The 20,877-nt window shown below is 49.2% G+C and carries 20 protein-coding genes and 1 riboswitch; of the genes, 18 read left to right on the top strand and 2 right to left on the bottom strand.

Annotated elements, in window-relative coordinates:
- The first annotated feature begins 53 nt into the window (after positions 1 to 53).
- Both AC5LIL_RS09070 and AC5LIL_RS09065 read left to right on the top strand, forming a co-directional pair.
- The gene (locus AC5LIL_RS09070) at positions 54 to 884 is read left to right on the top strand and encodes a hypothetical protein (protein WP_499823926.1); all 831 of its coding nucleotides are present in this window, start codon (positions 54 to 56) and stop codon (positions 882 to 884) included.
- Positions 881 to 1,819, top strand: a complete 939-nt coding sequence (locus tag AC5LIL_RS09065) for an FUSC family protein (protein ID WP_214760403.1) — start codon at positions 881 to 883, stop codon at positions 1,817 to 1,819. The genes AC5LIL_RS09070 and AC5LIL_RS09065 overlap by 4 nt, the downstream gene beginning before the upstream one ends.
- A gap of 52 nt (positions 1,820 to 1,871) precedes the next feature.
- Here AC5LIL_RS09065 and AC5LIL_RS09060 read toward each other — a convergent pair whose 3' ends face one another.
- Positions 1,872 to 3,563 carry an Rqc2 family fibronectin-binding protein gene (locus AC5LIL_RS09060; protein ID WP_499823924.1) on the bottom strand — a complete coding sequence of 564 codons (1,692 nt, stop codon included), beginning with the start codon at positions 3,561 to 3,563 and terminating at the stop codon, positions 1,872 to 1,874.
- Between the two features lie 131 nt (positions 3,564 to 3,694).
- Here AC5LIL_RS09060 and gmk point away from each other — a divergent pair, with 131 nt between their 5' ends.
- From gmk to AC5LIL_RS08995, 13 genes are all read left to right on the top strand, one after another.
- Positions 3,695 to 4,342, top strand: a complete 648-nt coding sequence (gene gmk / locus AC5LIL_RS09055; RefSeq protein WP_031421596.1) for a guanylate kinase — start codon at positions 3,695 to 3,697, stop codon at positions 4,340 to 4,342.
- Positions 4,342 to 4,551 carry a DNA-directed RNA polymerase subunit omega gene (gene rpoZ / locus AC5LIL_RS09050; protein WP_015881337.1) on the top strand — a complete coding sequence of 70 codons (210 nt, stop codon included), beginning with the start codon at positions 4,342 to 4,344 and terminating at the stop codon, positions 4,549 to 4,551. Before gmk ends, rpoZ begins: the two co-directional genes overlap by 1 nt.
- 58 nt (positions 4,552 to 4,609) lie before the next feature.
- Entirely contained in the window at positions 4,610 to 5,800 is a 1,191-nt protein-coding gene (coaBC, locus tag AC5LIL_RS09045) for a bifunctional phosphopantothenoylcysteine decarboxylase/phosphopantothenate--cysteine ligase CoaBC (protein WP_214783844.1), read from the top strand.
- Positions 5,797 to 8,121, top strand: a complete 2,325-nt coding sequence (gene priA, locus AC5LIL_RS09040; RefSeq protein ID WP_499823923.1) for a primosomal protein N' — start codon at positions 5,797 to 5,799, stop codon at positions 8,119 to 8,121. The genes coaBC and priA overlap by 4 nt, the downstream gene beginning before the upstream one ends.
- An 11-nt stretch (positions 8,122 to 8,132) precedes the next feature.
- A complete protein-coding gene (gene fmt / locus AC5LIL_RS09035) occupies positions 8,133 to 9,533 on the top strand; it encodes a methionyl-tRNA formyltransferase (RefSeq protein ID WP_214783838.1) in 1,401 nt (466 codons plus the stop codon).
- Positions 9,520 to 10,851 carry a 16S rRNA (cytosine(967)-C(5))-methyltransferase RsmB gene (gene rsmB, locus AC5LIL_RS09030; RefSeq protein ID WP_214783835.1) on the top strand — a complete coding sequence of 444 codons (1,332 nt, stop codon included), beginning with the start codon at positions 9,520 to 9,522 and terminating at the stop codon, positions 10,849 to 10,851. Before fmt ends, rsmB begins: the two co-directional genes overlap by 14 nt.
- A 4-nt stretch (positions 10,852 to 10,855) precedes the next feature.
- Positions 10,856 to 11,941: a dual-specificity RNA methyltransferase RlmN gene (gene rlmN, locus AC5LIL_RS09025; RefSeq protein WP_214783832.1), complete on the top strand. Its 1,086-nt coding sequence runs from the start codon at positions 10,856 to 10,858 to the stop codon at positions 11,939 to 11,941.
- Between the two features lie 8 nt (positions 11,942 to 11,949).
- Positions 11,950 to 12,684: a Stp1/IreP family PP2C-type Ser/Thr phosphatase gene (locus tag AC5LIL_RS09020; RefSeq protein ID WP_214745525.1), complete on the top strand. Its 735-nt coding sequence runs from the start codon at positions 11,950 to 11,952 to the stop codon at positions 12,682 to 12,684.
- Between the two features lie 5 nt (positions 12,685 to 12,689).
- A complete protein-coding gene (pknB, locus tag AC5LIL_RS09015) occupies positions 12,690 to 14,639 on the top strand; it encodes a Stk1 family PASTA domain-containing Ser/Thr kinase (RefSeq protein ID WP_499823922.1) in 1,950 nt (649 codons plus the stop codon).
- A gap of 42 nt (positions 14,640 to 14,681) precedes the next feature.
- On the top strand, positions 14,682 to 15,569 hold the full coding sequence (gene rsgA / locus AC5LIL_RS09010; protein WP_499825359.1) for a ribosome small subunit-dependent GTPase A: 888 nt from the start codon (positions 14,682 to 14,684) through the stop codon (positions 15,567 to 15,569).
- A 3-nt stretch (positions 15,570 to 15,572) separates the two neighbouring features.
- Positions 15,573 to 16,229 carry a ribulose-phosphate 3-epimerase gene (gene rpe / locus AC5LIL_RS09005; RefSeq protein ID WP_499823921.1) on the top strand — a complete coding sequence of 219 codons (657 nt, stop codon included), beginning with the start codon at positions 15,573 to 15,575 and terminating at the stop codon, positions 16,227 to 16,229.
- A 20-nt stretch (positions 16,230 to 16,249) separates the two neighbouring features.
- A riboswitch (TPP riboswitch) is annotated at positions 16,250 to 16,350 on the top strand.
- A 73-nt stretch (positions 16,351 to 16,423) separates the two neighbouring features.
- On the top strand, positions 16,424 to 16,999 hold the full coding sequence (gene thiT / locus AC5LIL_RS09000) for an energy-coupled thiamine transporter ThiT (RefSeq protein WP_074034820.1): 576 nt from the start codon (positions 16,424 to 16,426) through the stop codon (positions 16,997 to 16,999).
- The gene (locus AC5LIL_RS08995; RefSeq protein ID WP_499823920.1) at positions 16,996 to 17,583 is read left to right on the top strand and encodes a thiamine diphosphokinase; all 588 of its coding nucleotides are present in this window, start codon (positions 16,996 to 16,998) and stop codon (positions 17,581 to 17,583) included. The genes thiT and AC5LIL_RS08995 overlap by 4 nt, the downstream gene beginning before the upstream one ends.
- A gap of 57 nt (positions 17,584 to 17,640) precedes the next feature.
- On the opposite strand, the gene rpmB is transcribed toward AC5LIL_RS08995, so the two are convergent.
- Positions 17,641 to 17,829, bottom strand: a complete 189-nt coding sequence (gene rpmB / locus AC5LIL_RS08990; protein WP_015881349.1) for a 50S ribosomal protein L28 — start codon at positions 17,827 to 17,829, stop codon at positions 17,641 to 17,643.
- Positions 17,830 to 18,081: 252 nt separating this feature from the next.
- On the opposite strand from rpmB, the gene AC5LIL_RS08985 reads away from it, so the two are divergent.
- The 3 genes from AC5LIL_RS08985 (at position 18,082) to sdaAB (ending at position 20,872) form a co-directional block, all read left to right on the top strand.
- Positions 18,082 to 18,444, top strand: coding sequence for an Asp23/Gls24 family envelope stress response protein (locus AC5LIL_RS08985; RefSeq protein WP_015881350.1), 363 nt, complete (start codon positions 18,082 to 18,084; stop codon positions 18,442 to 18,444).
- A gap of 22 nt (positions 18,445 to 18,466) precedes the next feature.
- Complete coding sequence (locus AC5LIL_RS08980) at positions 18,467 to 20,146, top strand: DAK2 domain-containing protein (RefSeq protein WP_499823918.1); 1,680 nt, start codon at positions 18,467 to 18,469, stop codon at positions 20,144 to 20,146.
- 63 nt (positions 20,147 to 20,209) lie between these two features.
- The gene (gene sdaAB, locus AC5LIL_RS08975; protein WP_047795429.1) at positions 20,210 to 20,872 is read left to right on the top strand and encodes an L-serine ammonia-lyase, iron-sulfur-dependent subunit beta; all 663 of its coding nucleotides are present in this window, start codon (positions 20,210 to 20,212) and stop codon (positions 20,870 to 20,872) included.
- The last annotated feature ends 5 nt before the right edge of the window (positions 20,873 to 20,877 follow it).

Genomic DNA, 20,877 nt, shown 5'->3' with positions numbered 1-20,877 from the left:
ATATGTCATACTTCATGGTAAACTGATGAAAGTGAACTAAGAAGGAGAGGCATATGGCGTATTCAAGAAGCAAAGAAAAAACATGGAGCGCACGATTTCGGGCAATCCCGAAACATCGTAAAATCGCCTTCGGTCTCGTCTTGACGGTCATCCCGACGCTCTTTCTCGTGAATTTATTCGTATTCAGCCATTTGTTGGCGTTAGGGGACCAGTATGAAGATCGATACCAAATGAAGAAGTTACGACTCGAGACGTATCATGGGAATGTCGAGTTCGTGCGTAGTCCAAATGAAAAAGTACAGATCGAAGTGGTGCAGACCAATTCGAAAGAACGACGTATCAAAGTAAAATCGGTCGGCGATACCATCTATGTCGTCGAGCGGTATGGATGGTTCAGCTATTTCGGCAGTCGGGCCAGTGATGAACCGTCCCGCTATAAGCTTCGCGTTGCCTTACCGAGTTCGATGACGTCGGTCCATCTCGGTGCTGAACAAGTGACCGGGCAAGGGTTAAACGTGAAAACGATTGTGATGAATGCGAACGCCGTCAATTTGAAGCAAATCGATAGTGATCGTCTGCGAATCGAGACGAAGAGTGATACGACAATCGAATCCGCGCGTCTCGTAACGGGAGATATCCGTTCTTATCGTCATGCGACCATCACAGACGTTGTCGTGAACCAGGCGATGACGGTTCAAACGGAAGCAGGAACGCTTAGTTATGCGCCAAAACATGCGACAGGGCAAGTGAACGTGACGACGACTGGGAAAATTTCAAGTAGCGACCGTTACGATGAAGTCGAACCAGGTGTCTATCAGTTGTCGACATCGAATCGACCTGTCGTTGAGTTGATTTCTGAGACAGGGAAGGTCGAACTGAAATGAATGGAAAACGCTACATCCCGAAAATCGGGCTTCGTACGTTAAAGACCGGGATTGCCGTATCAATCACCGTCGCAATCTCGTGGTATGTATTCGGAATTTATTCTGGAATGGGTGCAATCGCAGCAGTCGTGGCGATGCAACCGACCGTCAAGCGCTCGTCTAAAATCGTGTTCAGTCGAATCTTTGGAACGGTCGTCGGTCTCATGTGTGGACTATTCATCGTCTATTTGTTCGGCGTCAATCCCATTTCCATTGGTATAGCGGTCATCGTGTCGCTCACGCTCAATACGACATTCGATAAGACACACATGTCGACGTACGCGGCGTTCGCCATCGTCATGATGTTAGAAAACCCGACTTCGGATTTCTTCCATTATGCATGGACACGCTCATTGTTGACGGCGGTCGGTGTATTCGTCTCACTTGGTGTGAACTATGCGTTCTTGCCACCGCGGTATGAAGATCGTTTGTTGAGCGAGGTCAGAAAGACTTCATCTTATTTGTTCCACCATTGGCGTGAACTCGTCGGTTCACCGGCGGAACTGTTAGAGACGCGTGCCCGCATCCTTGGTCATCAGGAGCTGCATATGATGCTTCAAGAGGATATGAAAGTGACGAACGTGAAATTGAAGTATATGACAATCAAGCAGTATCGCTTGCTCATTCATCTCGAAGACAAGCTCGTCTTGTTGCTAGAAAGTCTAGCCGAGCATCGGGAAGCTTTCTTACTCATGAGCGAGGAAGAACGTCAGGCGTTCGAATCGGAGTTCTTATATTTACTCGCGCACCATCACGATATTCTCTATACGTGTGATAAACCGTATTCGCTCTTTAGGTTGCCGCACGAAGATTTATCCGTTTCAGAAATTTTACACGGGCATTTGCTCGATTATCATGAACAGCTCGAAGCATTTAAGCATGACCCGAAAGCGTAAATCAAGTTGTTTCCTTACTAAAAACCCGCCATCAGAACATGGCGGGTTTCGTTTATGACTGTTTCAGCGACTTCATCAATTGCTCATCCGGTGTCACGTAGACGGTCTGTTGATCCGTATAGATGACAAACCCGGGTTTGGCACCGCTTGGTTTTTTCACGTAGCGGGCGCGCGTATAATCGACGGGCACACCGCTCGATGCGCGTGCTTTCGAGAAGTAGGCAGCGACCGATGCGGCTTCGAGAAGCGTCGTCTCATCGGGGTCCGTGGAACGAATGATGACGTGAGAACCCGGGATGTCTTTGACGTGTAGCCAAATCTCATCACGGCGTGCGAACTTGAACGTCAGATGGTCGTTTTGGGTATTATTCTTCCCGACGAAGAATTCCGTTCCCGTCGAAGACGTGTACGCTTCAAGCGAAATCTTTGGATTCGCTTTTTTCTTTTGACGTTTTTGACGGATGTATCCTTCTTCGGCGAGCTCTTCCCGAATCTCGAGTAGGTCGGATGGAGAGGCGACATCGAGCTGGGCGGTGAGCGTCTCCAAATAGTCGATTTCCGCGTCGTTTAATTCGAGTTGTTTTTTCACTTCGACTTTAGCAACTTTTAATTTGTTGTACTTCTTATAATATTGTTGCGCATTCTCGTTCGGCGTTTTGAGCGGGTCGAGCGGAATCGAGATGGTCGCACCCTCTTCATCGTAGTAATCGACGACTTCAGCGACACGCATCCCTTTTTCAAGCTGGAACAAGTACGTCGTCAACAACTCGCCAAACTTTTGTAACTCGTCCGCTCGTTCTGTCGCCTTTAAGTCCTCTAAGAGACGGCGGCGCTTCAACAAGTTCTTCTCGAGTTCGGATTTCAAGAGCCGCTCCACATCGTGGGCTTGTTGTCTGACGCGGTCACGGTTCGCTTTCTCATAGAAGAAACGGTCGAGCACTTCTTTACTCGATGCATATGTTTCCTCGGATACGATTTCTCCTGCCGTCAATACGATCGGGGCGAAACGTTCCTTTCCAGAAGCGAGTTGTTGGAACACATAAGGTCCTTCAAGCTGACGCAATACGTTCTCGAACGCTTGCTGAATCGATTCACGGTTCGGCATCTTCGAGAGGTGCACGACTTCTTGAGCGATTTGAGGGCTGACCCCAGCGAACGTGGCGACGATTTGTTTGTCCAATTTGCCGGCATTCCAGTCGATTCGCTTCAACCCTTCCGTCAAATCAGACAACGGGTCGAACTTATGTTGTTCTGGCGGGAGGAGGTATTCACTACCCGGCATGATCGTTCGATACGTGTTTTGCGAAGGCGGGAGGTGTTTGATTGCATCTAATATTTTCCCGTCTTCTGTAGTTAAGACGACGTTCGAGTGACGTCCCATCAACTCGATGTAGACTTTTTTCGATTCTTCATCACCGAGCTCGTTTCGAGAGCGGACGGAGATGACGATGACACGGTCACGACCGATTTGTTCGACCGCCGTGATAAATCCGCCTTCTACATGTTTTCGTAGCATCATGCAGAACATCGGCGGTTCTTGCGGATTTTTAATCGGTGTATCCGTCAATTGAAGACGGGCATACATCGCGTTTGCTGATATGAGTAGTTGCGCGTTCTGTCGGTTCGAACGAATTTGGAGCATCAAATCGAGAGAATACGGTTGATGTACTTTGTTGATTCGTCCTCCGACGAGCGATTGTAATTCTTGTACGACACGATATGTCATTAATCCATCATAAGCCAATGATCTCATCACCTTTGTTCATTTTCTGTCTCTACGTTATCAGAAAAACAGAAAATATGGTACGATGGAGTAGGAAATCCGAACTTCTTCTTGCCGGGACAATTGATTGACTGCTATTATAATTAAATGTGATGTTAGAAGATGGAGGGCTTGCAGTGAATTTTAAAGAACGAGGATTATTAATCGTTTTGTCTGGACCGAGCGGTGTCGGAAAAGGGACCGTTTGTCGTGCTCTTCGCGAGGAAGAGGACAATAACCTTCAATATTCGGTGTCGGCGACGACTCGAAAGCCACGTGAAGGGGAAGTCGAAGGAGTGCATTACTTCTTCAAATCGAGAGAAGAGTTCGAACGCATGATCGAACAAAAAGAATTGCTCGAACACGCCGAGTTCGTCGGCAACTATTACGGGACGCCTGTAGAGTGGGTGCGTGAAACGCTCGAAAGCGGCCAAGATGTCATTCTTGAAATTGAGGTGCAAGGGGCGTTCCAAGTGAAGGAACTTCTCCCAGAAGCCGTCTTTTTATTCTTGGCACCACCAAGTCTTCAAGAACTTCGCAATCGTCTAATCGGACGAGGCACGGAGTCTGAAGAAGTCATCAAGCAACGCCTGCTCGTCGCGCGTGAAGAAATCGAGTTGATGGACGCCTATGATTACGTCGTCACGAACGACGAGGTCGACAAAGCCATCGATCGGATTAAAGCGATTGTGACAGCTGAGCATTGTAAACGTGAACGTGTTGCGTCACTCTATAAAAAAGCCATGATGGAGGTCATTTAATGTTATACCCTTCGATTGATGCCTTACAACGTACTATCCCGTCAAAATATACGATCGTTACGGTCGCTGCAAAACGGGCGCGTCAGATTCAAGATGGAAAAGCACCGAAAGTCGCCGAGCCAAAATCATATAAGCCGGTCGGTCAAGCGTTAGAAGAACTATTTTCGGGTGATACGACAATCATCGTGAACGAAAAAAACAACGGATGAAGTGTGACCCAAGTCGTTTGCGACTTGGGTCTCATTGTCTATAAGGGGGAGTTTGGGAATGGTGAAGGATCGTACTATTTTGTTATGTGTGAGTGGTGGCATCGCCGCCTACAAGGCGTGTGCGCTCACATCGAAATTGGTTCAAGCCGGAGCGAATGTTCGCGTCGCGATGACGAAGTCGGCAGAACAATTCGTGGGTCAGGCGACCTTCCAGGCGCTCAGTCGAAATCCGGTCTATACCGATGTGTTTGAAGAGCATGATCCAACAAAGATTGCACATATCGATGTCGTCGACTCGAGTGACTTAATCGTCGTCGCTCCTGCGACGGCAAACACGATCGCGAAATTAGCGAACGGGATTGCAGATGACTTCATCACGACGTCGATCCTAGCGGCGAAGTGCCCAGTGATCGTCTCACCGGCGATGAATGTGAACATGCTCGAACATCCTGCCACACAGCGGAATATCGAGACGTTAAAATCTTACGGCTATCAGTTGATCGAACCAGGCGTCGGTAACTTGGCATGTGGCTGGATTGGCGGTGGACGTCTACCGGAACCAGAAGATTTGGTGCGCATCATCGAAAGCCAGTTCGTCCCGAAACTATACCTCGGAAAAGAAGTATTGATTACGGCTGGTCCGACGGTAGAACGCATTGACCCCGTCCGTTACTTATCAAATGACTCTTCAGGAAAAATGGGTGTGGCGCTCGCAGAAGTGGCACGTGATATGGGTGCCCGTGTCACCCTCGTCCATGGTCCGCTTCAAGTCCCCGTACCAGACGGTGTGACGGCCATTCCCGTCAAATCGAGCGAAGAGATGTTGCAGGAAGTGACAAGTCGTTTCGAATCACTCGACCTCGTCGTGAAGTCGGCGGCAGTCGCGGATTATCGTCCTAAAACGGTCCATGCAGAGAAACATAAAAAAGTGCATGGTCCACTCACAATCGAACTCGAAGAAACGACAGACATTCTCAAGACACTCGGTGAACGAAAGACCCATCAAGTGTTAGTCGGCTTTGCTGCGGAGACGGAACGACTCGAAGAACATGCGGCAGCGAAGCTGAAGAAAAAGAACGTCGATTTCCTCGTTGCAAACGATGTATCCGGTAGTGACGTCGGATTCGGTGCAGATGATAATGAGGCTGTCCTGTTCCACGCCGATGGGACGACGCTTCAACTTCCGAAACAGTCGAAGAAACAGTTGGCGTTCGAGTTGCTCACACACTTTAAGGAAGCGGTCCAATGATTGCCCACGTCCATGTTGATGCACCGGTGATCACGATTGATCGTCCGTTTGATTATGAAGTACCCGAACAATTCGAATCCTTGATTGAACCGGGGATGCGTGTCTCCGTTCCATTCGGTTCACGCCGTCTGTTAGGAATCGTCGTTGGCACATCGGACGGGACGAGAGATGGATTGAAGCCGCTCGAAGCCTTATTAGATGAAGAATCCTCACTAACGGATGAACTGCTCGACTTGTCCATCCATGTGAAGGAGACGACGCTATGCTTCCGTTCTTCTGCACTCCTTGCGATGCTACCGGCAGCGCTAAAAGTTAGTTACGACAAAGAAATTAAAGAGGGGCATGTGCCTGAAGGTGTTCGTCTCGGGACACATTTATCGGAATATCCGAAAGACATTCAATCGGTCATTCTCGGACTTGCTAAAAAAGGGGAGCTTACCCTCGCTCCCGTTCTGAAAGAAAAGAAAACAGTCAAAACAGACATCGTCGTCGAACTGCTCAATCCGACAGTCGTCTCGAAACGTGCGAAAAAGCAACTAGAAGCGATTCAAGCGTTAGAAGAGACGCCACGTATGTATTGGTCGGCATTACGCCAAATCGGCTTGACTCGTCCGCAACTTCAAAAGCTCGAAGATCTCGGTGCGGTGCGGTTGACCGAAGTGGAATTGAATCGTGACCCGTACGCGACGATTGAACAAGTACAGGAATCGGTGCAGTTAAACGATAGTCAGGCGAACGCGGTCCAGGCAATCCATGAGGCGGATGCAGGCGAGACGTTACTTGTACACGGTGTGACCGGTAGCGGAAAGACCGAAGTGTATTTAGAATCGATTGGGCAAGTCATTGATGAAGGAAAGCAGGCCATCTTGCTCGTGCCGGAAATCAGTTTGACGCCGATGATGGTAAAACGTTTTAAACGTCGCTTTGGTGAACGCGTCGCAGTCTTACACAGTGCCCTTTCTAAAGGGGAAAAGTATGATGAGTGGCGTAAAATTAAGCGGAAGGAAGTCGACGTCGTCGTCGGTGCTCGTTCGGCCATCTTTGCGCCGCTCGACCGTCTCGGCCTCATCATCTTAGATGAAGAGCATGAGACGACGTATAAACAAGAAGAGAATCCGCGCTATCATGCGCGCGATGTCGCCATCTGGCGGGCCCGCTATCATGGGTGTCCCGTCGTGTTGGGGAGTGCGACACCTTCGCTCGAGTCATACGCCCGGGCGCAAAAGGGTGTGTATCGCTACTTACACTTGAAAGAACGGTACGGTGGAGAGATGCCACCGGTCCACATTATCGATATGCGCCGTGAACTGGCAAAAGGCAATACGACGATGTTCTCTGAGGAATTGTTTAATGGAATCCTCGGCCGGATCGAGAAAAAAGAGCAATGTGTCATTCTGTTGAATCGCCGTGGGTTTACGACATTTGTCATGTGTCGGGACTGTGGGGAAGGAATGACATGTCCGCATTGTGCGGTCAACTTAACGTATCATCAATATGGTGATCGATTGAAGTGTCATTATTGTGGCTACGAAGTCGGCATGCCGTCAACGTGTCCATCGTGCAATAGTAAGAAAATCAAGCAGTTCGGATCAGGCACCCAGAAGATCGAGACGGAGTTGTTGAATCGGATTCCGGAGGCGCGGATCATCCGAATGGACCAAGATACGACGTCGCGGAAAGGATCGCACGAACAATTGTTACGACGCTTCGAAGAAGGAGAGGCCGACATTTTACTCGGCACCCAAATGATTGCCAAAGGACTCGACTTCCCAAACGTCACGCTCGTCGGAGTACTTGCGGCAGACGCGACGCTCGGGATGCCTGATTTCCGTGCGACCGAGCGGACGTTCCAACTTGTCACCCAAGTGGCAGGGAGAGCCGGTCGTGGAAAACTTCCAGGTGAGGCGTTCGTCCAAACGTACAATCCGGACCATTATGTCATCGAGACAGCGAGTGAACACGACTATGAGACGTTCTTCGCCAAAGAGATGGGTCTTCGTCAAGTCGGGAACCATCCGCCGTATTGGTTTTTGACGCTCGTCACGTTCTCGGCAGAAAATCCGCTCGTCGCCAAGGCGGAGGCGGAACTGTTTGCATCAGACTTTTTACAGGCACAAGTGGAGAACAGCCGCTTGAACGGTCCGATGCCTGCCCCGTTATCAAAATTAAAGAATGCGTATCGTTATCAGGTGTTCATTAAAACGAAACAACCTGAAACGCTCTACGCGGAGTTAGCTCGCCTTCAACAAGCAAGAGCGAAAGCGATCAGTAAGAAAGAATATCAAATGAGTATCGATGTGAACCCATACGTATTCATGTGAGGTGGAGAGACATGTATAAAGTAGTAGAAGTACCGAACGATATATTACGCGTAACATGCGAACCGGTAACGAAGTTCGATAAAAAATTGCGTCAAACGGTCGACCGATTGTTTGATACGATGTATGAGTATGATGGAGTCGGTGTTGCGGCACCACAGGTCAACTTGAATCAACGACTCGCAGTCGTCCATACCGATGATGAGACGGGTCCTCTCGTCTTGATCAATCCTGAAATCATCGAGACGTCAGGACGTGAGGTCGGACTCGAAGGGTGTTTGAGCATCCCAGGCGAATTTGGATTCGTGGAACGTCATGAGTCGATTGTCGTCAAAAATCAGGACTTGAAAGGACGCACGCATACGATTCAAGCGAGCGGCTTCTTCGCCCGGGCGATTCAGCATGAGATGGATCATTTGAATGGCGTCTTATTCACAGATAAGCTCGCGGTTCCAAACCCTGGAAAAGACAAACGGATCGTCTTCATGGGAACTCCGACATTTGCGGTATCTGTACTTGAGCGACTGCTCGAAGAAGGATACAATGTCGTAGGTGTCGTCTCGCAACCGGACAAACCGGTCGGACGAAAACGTGAACTGAAACCAACGCCTGTGAAAGAGTATGCACTACGTCACGGCATTCCTGTCTTGCAACCTGAGAAAGTTCGCACGGATTATGAAGAAATTTTAGCGTTACGTCCGGACCTCATCGTCACGGCAGCGTATGGTCAAATCGTGCCGACCGCATTACTCGAGGCACCGCCTCACGGAGCAATCAATGTCCATGCCTCGCTACTTCCGAAATATCGTGGAGGTGCCCCGATCCATCAAGCCATCATCGATGGTGAGTCGGAAACAGGTGTGACAATCATGTATATGGTCGACAAATTGGACGCAGGTGACATGATTGCCAATACGATTGTTCCGATTGAAGAAATGGATACGGTCGGAACGTTATTTGATAAACTGGCTGTAGCAGGAAGCGATCTTCTCATCCGTACACTTCCAGCTTTCTTAGAAGGATGGATTGAAGCGGTCCCTCAAGATGAGCGGGATGTGACGTTTGCACCGAACATCAGCCGTGAGCGCGAACAAATCGACTGGAGTATGGGTGGGGAAGCCATCTATAATCACATTCGCGGGATGAATCCATTCCCGACTGCCTATTCGACGCTTGAAGGTGAACGCGTGAAACTGTTCATGGGAGAGAAGACGACGGGTACAGGGCAACCTGGAGAAGTCGTTCGACTTGAAGAGGACGGGTTCGTCGTGGCAACTGGGAACAGCGTTGCCATCAAAGTGACGGACTTACAACCAGCAGGGAAAAAACGAATGGATGGTGCGACCTTCATGCGTGGAGCTGGACAGAAGTTGCGTGTTGGTGACCGATTAGGAGGAACTCATGAACGTACGTGAAGCAGCGCTTGATACGCTGATAAAAATTGAACAAGGCGGCGCATATTCAACGATTGCCGTCAATGACGCATTAAAACAAAAGAAAGTCGCCCCAAAAGATGTCGGTCTGTATACCGAACTCGTTTACGGGACACTCAGTCGAAAAGGAACGTTGGATTACATCTTAAACGATCGAATCCGTTCGCCGAAGAAGCTCGATAAGTTCGTCCTTCCGCTTCTTCGGATGAGTGTATATCAACTCTTTTACCTCGATAAGGTGCCAGATCGTGCCGTCTTACACGAAGCGGTCGAAATCGCGAAAAAACGAGGACACCATCTCGGAACGAGCAAATTCGTGAACGGGGTGTTACGTAACGTTCTCCGTGAAGGGTTCCCTGATTTTAGCGAGTTGACAGATGCGGAAAGAATCTCGATCGAACATAGTCATCCGAAATGGCTCGTTTCCGATTGGATTTACCTATATGGGGTGGAAACAGCAGAAGCCATCTGTCAATTGAACAATGAGCCGGCTCCTGTCACGGTTCGCGTCAACCGTAAACGAGCGTCTGTCGACGACATGATGAACCGGTTGGCCGACTTAGGTGTCTTGACGTCACGCTCTGAACTATCAAGCGACGGACTCGTCGTCGAATCGGGCAACGTCCATTCGACCCCGTTCATCGAGGAAGGCCTCTTATCGATTCAAGATGAGAGCTCGATGCTTGTCGCAGATGCCCTCGGTGTGTCGAAAGATGATCAGATTTTAGACGCATGTGCCGCCCCTGGTGGGAAAGCGATGCACACGGCAGAACGGATGGAGAACGGTTCGCTCACAGCACTCGATTTACATCCACATAAAGCGAAATTGATCGACCAGCAAGCCAAACGTCTTCACATCAATGGAGTGACCGCACTTGCCCTTGATGCTCGTCTGGCAGGTGAACGGTTTGAAAAAGAGAGCTTTGACCGTATTCTTCTAGATGTTCCTTGTTCGGGTCTTGGTGTCATTCGTCGGAAGCCAGATATCAAGTGGACGAAAGACAAAGCCCAGTTAGAAAACTTACCGAAGATTCAACGACAAATCATTGATGCCGTATTGCCACTGCTCAAACCAGGTGGTACGCTTGTTTACTCGACATGTACGATTGATCCGTCCGAGAACGAGACGCAGGCTGACTATGTATTGTCAAAAGGATTGGTGTGGGACGAGACGCTAAAAGAGCGTCTGCCGCAATCTGTTCGTCCGATCATGGCATCGGACCGTGCTGAATTAAAACTATTACCGACGACATTCGGGACCGACGGCTTCTATATCGCCGCATTTAAGAAAGAGGTATAAAACAATGAATCCAAAAGCAGTAGAAAAGAATCCACTTTTAGGCGCAAAACCGTCACTTTATTCGTTGACGTTCCCTGAACTTGAGGCGTGGGTCGTGGAAGCAGGAGAAAAATCATTCCGTGCGAAACAATTATATGATTGGATGTACGTCAAACGTGTCACGTCATTCGACGATATGACGAACGTTCCAAAAGTACTTCGTGACCAATTACAAGAGTCGTTCCAACTGACAACGTTGAAAGAATTGGTCAAACAAGAATCGCAAGACGGTACGATCAAATTCTTGTTCGAACTTCAAGATGGCTATTCAATTGAAACGGTTCTCATGCGTCACGAGTACGGGAACTCCATTTGTGTCACGACACAAGTCGGTTGCCGGATCGGCTGTACGTTCTGTGCCTCAACACTCGGTGGGTTGAAACGTAACTTAGAAGCTGGTGAAATCACGGCACAAGTTCTTGATGTACAGCGCGCCCTAGACGCGACAGGCGAACGTGTTGACTCGATCGTCGTCATGGGAATTGGTGAACCGTTTGATAACTATGATGAGTTGATGCGCTTCTTACGTACGGTCAACCATGATAACGGCCTTAATATCGGTGCCCGTCACATCACGGTATCAACGAGCGGAATCGTTCCAAAAATTTATAAGTTTGCCGATGAAGGTATGCGCATCAACTTCGCCATCTCTCTTCATGCGGCTTCGACAGAACTACGTACACGTCTCATGCCAATCAACCGTGCGTTTGACTTGAACAAGTTGATGGATGCCGTCCGTTACTATACGGAGAAGAGCGGTCGTCGCATCACGTTCGAATACGGATTGTTTGGTGGCGTCAACGATACGGAAGACCATGCCCACGAATTGGCTGACTTGTTGAAAGGCATCAAATGTCACGTCAACTTGATCCCAGTCAACCACGTATTGGAACGCGACTACGTACGCACACCGAGAGCTCAAATCTTTGCCTTCGAAAAAGTGCTCAAAGACCGCAATGTGAACGTGACGATTCGTCGCGAACAAGGTTCGGATATCGATGCTGCTTGTGGGCAACTTCGAGCGAAGGAGCGCGAACAAGAAACGAGGTAATCAGAAAGATGGAATTAGCATTTCGAACAGATCGTGGACAAGTACGCACACAAAATGAAGATGCAGTTTTAATCTTAGGCGATGCCTTCTCAGGAATTGCGCTCGTTGCCGACGGGATGGGTGGACATGCAGCGGGAGAGGTCGCGAGTCAAATCGTGATTGAAGAGTTTCGACGGGCTTTCCCGTCTCTCCCGTCGACCCCTGTCGACATCGAACAATGGTTCCGCCATCACATTCACTTGGCGAATGAACAAGTGTTGCAGTTTGCGAAACAGTCGAACCTTGTCATGATGGGAACGACTGTGGCGGCCGTTTGTTGGAACGGAGAGACAGTTGTCATCGTTCATATCGGCGATAGCCGTGTCTATGCCCTGCAAGCGAACGAATTAAGGCGTCTTACAGAAGACCATTCTTACGTCAACGTGCTCAAACAGCTCGGTGAATTGACGGAAGAAGAGATGCGCGTTCATCCGAAACGAAATGTCATCACCCGAGCGATCGGTTCAAGCGAACAAGTCGAGCCTGACGTACAAGTGCTCGCTGACCCTGAGTTTGATGTGATTTTAATTTGTACGGATGGATTGACGACACATCTGACCGATGGGGCGATTCAACACGTTTTACAACAAGCTGTATCAGCTGATCAAAAGGCAGATCAACTGATTGCGGAAGCCAACCAATTGGGAGGGAGCGACAACATCACGGTCGCCCTCGTTCAATTCACAGATAGAAAGAGAGGATGAATCCGATGCGAAGCGGAGAACGAATCAACGATCGTTATCGGATCGAACAACAAATCGGCAGCGGAGGCATGGCAAATGTATACCGGGCTCATGACGAGATTTTAAACCGAACCGTCGCCATCAAGGTGTTGCGATCTGAATTCTCACATAACGAACAATTTATACGTCGGTTCGAGCGAGAAGCCCACGCGGCTACGAGTCTGAACCATCCGAATATCGTCGCCATCTACGACGTCGGCGATGAAGATGATTTATACTATATCGTCATGGAGCACGTCGATGGCATGACGTTAAAACAATATTTGCAGGAAGAATACATATCTGTCGATGAGGCGTTGCGCATCATGGGGCAGATTTGTGATGCGATTGACCACGCCCATGCGAACCGAATCATTCACCGGGACATCAAGCCGCAGAATATGATGATCGATCAGCATGGAAACGTGAAAGTGACCGATTTTGGGATTGCTGTCGCGATGTCGAATGCGACGTTGACGCATACGATGTCCGTCCTTGGTTCTGTCCATTACTTCTCACCCGAGCAAGCTCGTGGGAAATTTGCGGATGAAAAATCGGACATTTACTCGCTCGGTGCGGTTCTTTATGAATTGTTGACGGGTCGTGTACCGTTCATCGGCGAGACGCCGGTCGCGGTCGCCCTTCAACATTTGCAAGATGACCCGATTCGACCGATGGACTTAAATCCGAATATCCCACAAGCGCTTGAGAACTGTGTCATGCAAGCCTTATCAAAATCACCGGGTGCCCGACATGCATCGGTCGCAGCCTTTAAAAAAGATTGCATGACCGCGTTGAGCCGTGAACGTGCCAATGAACCGAGACGACTCTCGGCAAATCAAGACGAGTTCGACCAGACGCTCGTAATGGCACCGGTCGTGCCGGAAGAAAAACAAGATGTGCCCGTGACACCACCACCGGTCACGCCACCAAAAGAACAGGAACCGGAAGAGGTGCCTGTGAAAAAGAAGAAACGAAAATGGTGGATTTGGATCTTACTCATCGTTCTATTGATTGGTGGAAGCATTGCCGCTTACGTGGTTGCCGATGAGATGTCGCGTTCCGTCGTGCCGGATGTCGTCGGTATGAGTATCGGGGATGCGACGACAGAGCTTGAAGCTTCCGGGTTTGTCGTCGAAGTGACAGAACGGGCGAGCGATGATATTGCGGAGGGTGAGGTCATTTCGCAAAACCCGCAAGAAGGACGTAAGCCAAAACGCGGAACGACCGTGACGATTGTCGTATCGGCCGGAAAAGAGACGGTCGAAATGCCGAACGTAGAAGGTCTCTCGCAAACTGCTGCCGAACGTATGTTGAAAGACTTGGCATTCAGCGACCTTGAAATCACAACAGAAGCTTCCGAAACGGTGAATAGTGGAGACGTGATTTCGCAATCGGTCGACCCAGGTGAAGAGGTCGTTCCTTCAGAGGTGACGGTCACACTCGTCGTTTCGACAGGAAGCAACAAAGTGGAACTATCGAACCTTGCTGGATATACGTTCGACGAAGCATCCATTTATGCTGAACAGAACAAATTGAAAATCGTGAAGCGGGATGAATTTTCGACAAGTGTTCCAAAAGGTCAAATCATCCGTCAACTTCCGACAGCCGGGACAGCAGTCGACCCGGGAACGGAGCTCACGGTCATCGTATCGGAAGGCGTTGAACCGACTGATATTTCAATTGAACGTGAAGTGACCGTGGAAGTCGAGCAACCGGACAAAGACAAGAAACCGAAGACGGTCGAAGTCGTGATTCGTACGGTTGACGCACGCGGTGAGATTGAGGTGCTTCGTGATCAAATCACAGAGACGACAACGTATTCGTATACGCTCGTCATTGCCCCTGACGAAGTCGGGACGGCGACGATTGAAGTCGATGGTGAGATTGTCCGAACAGATTCAGTCACATATGCACAAGCTGAAGAGGCACAATAAAGAGGTGACGGTGTCGTCACCTCTTTTTTAAAGGAGGTAGTCATAATGAAAGGAACAATCATTCGCCTTCAAGGCGGGTTTTACGATGTGATGACCGAGACGAATCAAGAGATTCGTTGTCGGGCCAGAGGAAACTTTCGAAAACGCAACATCTCACCGGTCGTCGGCGATGATGTGGTGATTCAAGATCAAGAAGATGGGACCGGCTATATTTTAGAGGTGGAAGAGCGTCAAAACCACCTCGTTCGCCCGCCGATTGCCAATATCGATCAGGCGTTCCTCCTCTTTTCAGTAAAAGAACCGGCGTTTTCATATCATTTACTCGACCGTTTCCTCGTCCTCATCGAGTCAAAGCAAATTCATCCAATCATCGTCTTGACGAAGATGGACTTGCTCGATGAACATGAAGTCGAGCCGATACAAGAAGCGATTGCACGTTATCGCGCCATCGGGTATGACGTGATTGAGACATCGACGGAGCAAGCGCACGGAGTGGATGAAGTGCGCGGTCTCTTCAAAGGGAAGACGAGCGTCTTCGCCGGTCAGACCGGTGTCGGGAAAAGTTCGTTACTTAACGCCGTCGCGCCAGAGCTCGAGTTGGCGACAGGGGAAATCTCTAAATCACTCGGTCGTGGAAAGCATACGACGCGTCACGTGACGTTGATTCAATTAGCGGATGGTCTTGTTGCCGACACACCTGGATTTTCAAGCTTGGAGTTTCCGCAAGAACTTGAGGCAGATGAACTCAGATGGTGCTTCCCTGATTTCGTGGAACGCCATGACGATTGTAAGTTCCGTGGATGTGCTCATCTGAATGAACCGGGATGTGCCATCAAACAAGCCGTTGAAAATGGTGAAATCGCTTCAACACGATACGAGAATTATGTTACCTTTATGGAAGAGTTAAACGATCGAAAACGGAGGTATTGACAGATGATTAAAATTGCACCATCTATTTTAGCGGCCGACTTTGCCAATTTGGAGGCGGAAGTGAAAGCTGTCCAAGAAGCGGGAGCGGACTATATCCATTTTGACGTCATGGACGGACAGTTCGTGCCGAACATCTCGATTGGTCTGCCGGTCCTCGCAAGCTTGCGTAAAAAATCAGACATGGTCCTCGATGTGCATTTGATGATTGACCAACCGGAACGCTATGTCGAAGACTTCGTGAAAGCGGGAGCGGACATCGTGACCGTTCACGTGGAAGCGACGAACCATTTGCATCGCGTCTTGCAACAAATCAAAGCGGCTGGCGCAAAATGCGGAGTCGTCTTGAACCCGCATACACCGCTCTCGACGATTGAACACGTGCTTGCGGACGTCGACATGGTATTGCTCATGACCGTCAACCCAGGGTTCGGGGGACAAGCCTTCATCGAATCGGTCGTACCGAAAATTTCAGCACTCAGTCATCTCCGCCAAGACCGTCAGCTTGATTTTGAGATTGAAATCGATGGTGGTGTCAACGCGGAAACGGCAAAATATTGCATCGACGCAGGGGCTGATGTCCTTGTTGCGGGATCAGCCATCTATAATCAACCAGATTATAAAGCAGCCATCGATAGCATTCGTGGCGCATCTCGTGTATAATCGACGATAGAACAACAAGATAGAGTCGCAAGGGGTGTCACATCATGTGGCTGAGAGGCATACGCTAACCCTTTGAACCTGTTCCGTTCACACGGACGTAGGGATGTGGCGAAAATGCACGTTGCGAATCCAAGCAGCATGGCGTTTACGTCATGCTGCTTTTTGTCGTTCAACCAAATAAAGGAGGAAGAAAGATGAAATCACGTTTCAAATTACAAGCGCTCATTGAAATTTCATTGTTTGCAGCGCTCGGGCTCATTTTTGATTTGCTCATTCCATACCGTTTGCCACAAGGGGGATCCATCAGTTTAGCGATGCTCCCGATCTTTGTGATGGCATTCCGCCACGGATTAAAAGGTGGTCTCGCAACAGGTGCCCTCGTCGGGACACTTCAACTCTTGTTCGGTGCCTATATTTTCACGCCTGTACAATTCCTGCTCGACTATACGGTCGCTTATGGTCTCGTCGGAATGGCCGGAGTGTTCGCGGGGCGTGTGAAGCAAGCTGCGAGCAACGGGGCGACGAAGACGCTTGCCACATATTTAGTACTCGGGGCGCTCCTTGGTTCGATGTTACGATACGCGGCGCACGTCATCTCGGGAATTGTCTTCTTTGCTGAATATGCAGAAGGTCCGGTCGTCGCCTATTCACTCGGCTACAATGCTACGTATATGGCACCATCCTTTGTCATCTCAGCCATCGTGTTAGTGCTCCTCTTCACGACAGCACCACGTTTCACGCGTGTGGCGACACGGGATCTCCGTCAATGAATATTTTGATAGTCGCGGCTAGTCCGGAACCCATTCCGGACTTACCGCGTGATGCCGATTTTGTCATCGGTGTCGATGGTGGATATCAAAGATTATTAGATGAAGAGATCATGCCAGACGTCGTGGTCGGGGACTTTGATTCGTTTAAAGGACTACCGCCTGAGGAGGCGCTACGCTATCCTTCGGAGAAAGACGTGACGGACTTAGAGATTGCACTAGCGTTCGCGAGAGAACGCGGGGCGACACGGATGGATGTATATGGTGGCTTAGGCGGACGCATCGATATGACGTTTGCGAACGTCGGCTTACTTGAAACGTATCCGGAGATGGTTCTTCACGGAGAAGGTCAAACGGTTTATCTCGTGAGAACAGGTAGCGAGGTCATTATGAAGCGAGACGGGCACTATCTTTCCTTCATGCCTTGGAAGACGGCCACGATCTCGATTGAAGGTGTCAAATATCCACTCGACCATCATGAGGTCAAGAGTGGGGAGGCGTTGACGATTTCGAATGAATGGACCGAAGCGTCTGCCCGATTGACGGTCCATCACGGAATGGTTCTTGTCATGATCATCAAAAAATAAGCAAAAAAAAATCCCATCGGCGAATGCCGCTGGGATTTATTCGTTCGTGTATAAGTATTATACGCGTTCAACGAGACCTGATTTAAGTGCGCGAGCTGAAACCCAAACGCGTTTCGGTTTACCGTCAACGAGAATACGAACTTTTTGTACGTTTACACCCCAAGTACGTTTTGTCTTGTTGAGTGCGTGCGAACGGTTGTTACCTGATTTAGGTGATTTACCTGTTACGTAGCATTTACGTGCCATGCGTTTCCCCTCCTTTTTTATGTGGGTTCGTCCTAATAGACACTCGTTTATATTAGCACGGCTTTTTTCCCGATGCAACTAGAAAATCGTACCATGACAAGAAAAAAACTTGACATTACTCTCAAGGATTTGAATAATGAATGAGGTTATCGCGTTAATTGACCGAGTTTCTGGAGCAGGTTCTTTTAATAACTAGGTACTTATTGTAGAATGTACATTAGGAATCATTCCGAATAAAGGAGGCTACTCCATATGGCAATTGAAATGAAGACAACATATGGCAATATTGACATCACAAGTGACGTCATCGCGACACTCGCAGGTGGTGCGGCGATGGAATGCTTCGGTGTGGTCGGCATGGCTTCACAAGCACAACTGAAAGACGGCATTGCTGAATTATTAAAACGTGAAAATTACGCGCGTGGTGTCGTCGTACGTCAAGAAGATGAAGACGTACATATCGACATGCACATCATTGTAAGCTACGGAACGAAAGTATCTGAAGTTGCATACAACGTGCAGAGCCGAGTGAAGTATACGCTCGGAGAAACTTTAGGATTAAACGTTTCGTCGGTAAATATATTCGTTCAAGGCGTTCGTCTGACGAATGACTGACGAAAACGGAGGAGGATTTGGTGTGGGTTTAAAACGTTTAGATGGATTGGCGCTCTCAAACATGATCGCGAACGGAGCGGCCAACTTGAGCCAAAACGCAGATTATGTGGATTCGCTTAACGTCTTCCCGGTTCCAGACGGAGATACGGGAACGAACATGAACTTGACGATGACGTCGGGTGCGAAAGAAGTAGCAGCGATGAACTCATCAGATATCGCAGAGGTGTCATCGAAGTTTGCTCGTGGACTACTTATGGGAGCACGTGGAAACTCAGGCGTTATTTTAAGTCAGTTGTTCCGTGGATTCGGTAAAGCGGTTGAAGGCAAAGCGGAACTGACAACTGTTGATTTTGCAGAGGCGCTCAAGCGCGGTGTCGACACGGCATACAAGGCGGTTATGAAACCGGTTGAAGGAACGATTTTGACGGTTGCTCGTGAAGCGGCCGACGAAGCGCTTCTTGCGTCAGAGTCGACAAGTGATTTCACTGAATTTATGAAACGTGTCATCGTAGAAGCGAAAGCATCGTTAGACCGTACACCGGACTTGTTGCCGGTATTAAAAGAAGTCGGCGTCGTCGACTCAGGTGGTCAAGGTCTTCTCGTCATCTACGAAGGATTCCTTGCAAGCCTTGAAGGAAAAGAACTCGAGAAACCACATGCACCTGTCATGGATGCGTTGATTGAGGCAGAACATCATGCCCATGCAGCACAAGGGTTCATGTCAACAGAAGACATCGAATTCGGCTACTGCACGGAGATCATGGTTCGTTTCCAAGACGATAAGTTAAAGAATGCGCCGTTCAATGAAGACGCATTCCGTAACGAATTGTCAGAACTAGGGGATTCTCTCCTTGTCGTCGCGGACGAAGAACTCTTAAAAGTTCACGTTCACGTCGAGACTCCAGGTGAGGTCATCACGAAAGGTCAGCGTTTCGGTGAACTCGTTGCAGTCAAAATCGAGAACATGCGTCAACAACACTCGACAATCCTTGAAGAAGAACACGGCGCAAATCAGCACGGTGTTCAACAGGCCGAGAAGCCAAAAGCACCATTTGCGATCGTAACGGTGGCAATGGGTGAAGGTGTCAGTGAATTGTTCCGTTCGCTTGGGGCGGCACATGTTATCGAAGGCGGTCAGACGATGAACCCATCGACAGAAGATATCGTCAAGGCGATTGAATCTGCACATGCGGAACATGTCTTTATCTTCCCGAACAACTCAAACATCATCATGGCTGCTGAGCAAGCGGCGTCTGTCGCACCATGCGGCGTCTCTGTCATCCCGACGAAGACGGTCCCACAAGGTCTTGCGGCGGCAATCGCCTTCAACCCAGAGGCGGATGTCGAGATGAACGAACAAGCGATGAAAGCGGCTGCCGCGACTGTGAAGTCTGGTCAAGTCACTTACGCTGTTCGTGATACGAGCATCGATGGCGTGGAAATCAAGAAAGACGAGCATATGGCAATCGCAGAGAAGAAAATTGTTTCTTCATCGACGTCAAGCCTCGAAGCGGCTAAAAAGTTGGTCGATGCACTCGTCGAAGCAGATGATGAAATCATCACGATCTTAACAGGTGAAGGCTCATCTGAATCAGACGTGGAAGCGTTGACGTCATATATCGAAACTGTAAATGATGAGATTGAGATTGAAGTACACGACGGCAAACAACCGCTTTACTCTTATATTTTTAGTGTGGAATAAGCTGTTTCAAGTCCCTACCTTCTGTATAATGAAGGTAGGGATTTTTGAAAGGGGGAAAATGAAGTGAAATATCGTAGTGTGTTTGACATTATTGGCCCTGTCATGGTCGGGCCGTCGAGTTCGCATACGGCCGGTGCCGCACGCATCGGGCTGATGGCAGGGAAATTATTCGGGCGAACGCCCCGCACCGCGCACATCACATTTTATGGGTCATTTGCGGACACGTATCGGGGTCACGGTACGGATGTCGCGATCGTCGGTGGAATCATGGGATTTGATACGTTTGACTTGCGGATTCCACAGGCGTTAGACATCGCCCGCGAAAAAGGAATCGAGGTCATCTTTGAGACGAGCGACTTGTTGACGGATCATCCGAATACAGCGCGTGTCTTGCTCGAAGATGAGTTCGGGACATTTGAAATCGTCGGGATTTCAATCGGTGGGGGAACGATTGAGATCACGGAACTGAATGGGTTCCCGTTGAAATTGACAGGTGGGGGACCTGCACTCGTCGTCTTGCATCATGACCGATTCGGCGCCATCGCTGCAGTGACCGGCGTCTTGGCAAACCATCAATTAAACATCGGGCATATGGAAGTGAGTCGCCACGAAAAAGGAATGCAAGCTTTGATGGCGATTGAGATTGATGAAACGATTCCTGCTGAAGTGATCGCAGAACTGGAACGGTTACCGCAAATCGAACGGATAGCTATTTTTGGGGAATAAGGAGA

This window comes from Exiguobacterium sp. RM11 (genome assembly GCF_059821525.1).
This window is presented reverse-complemented; position numbering and strand designations above follow the sequence as displayed.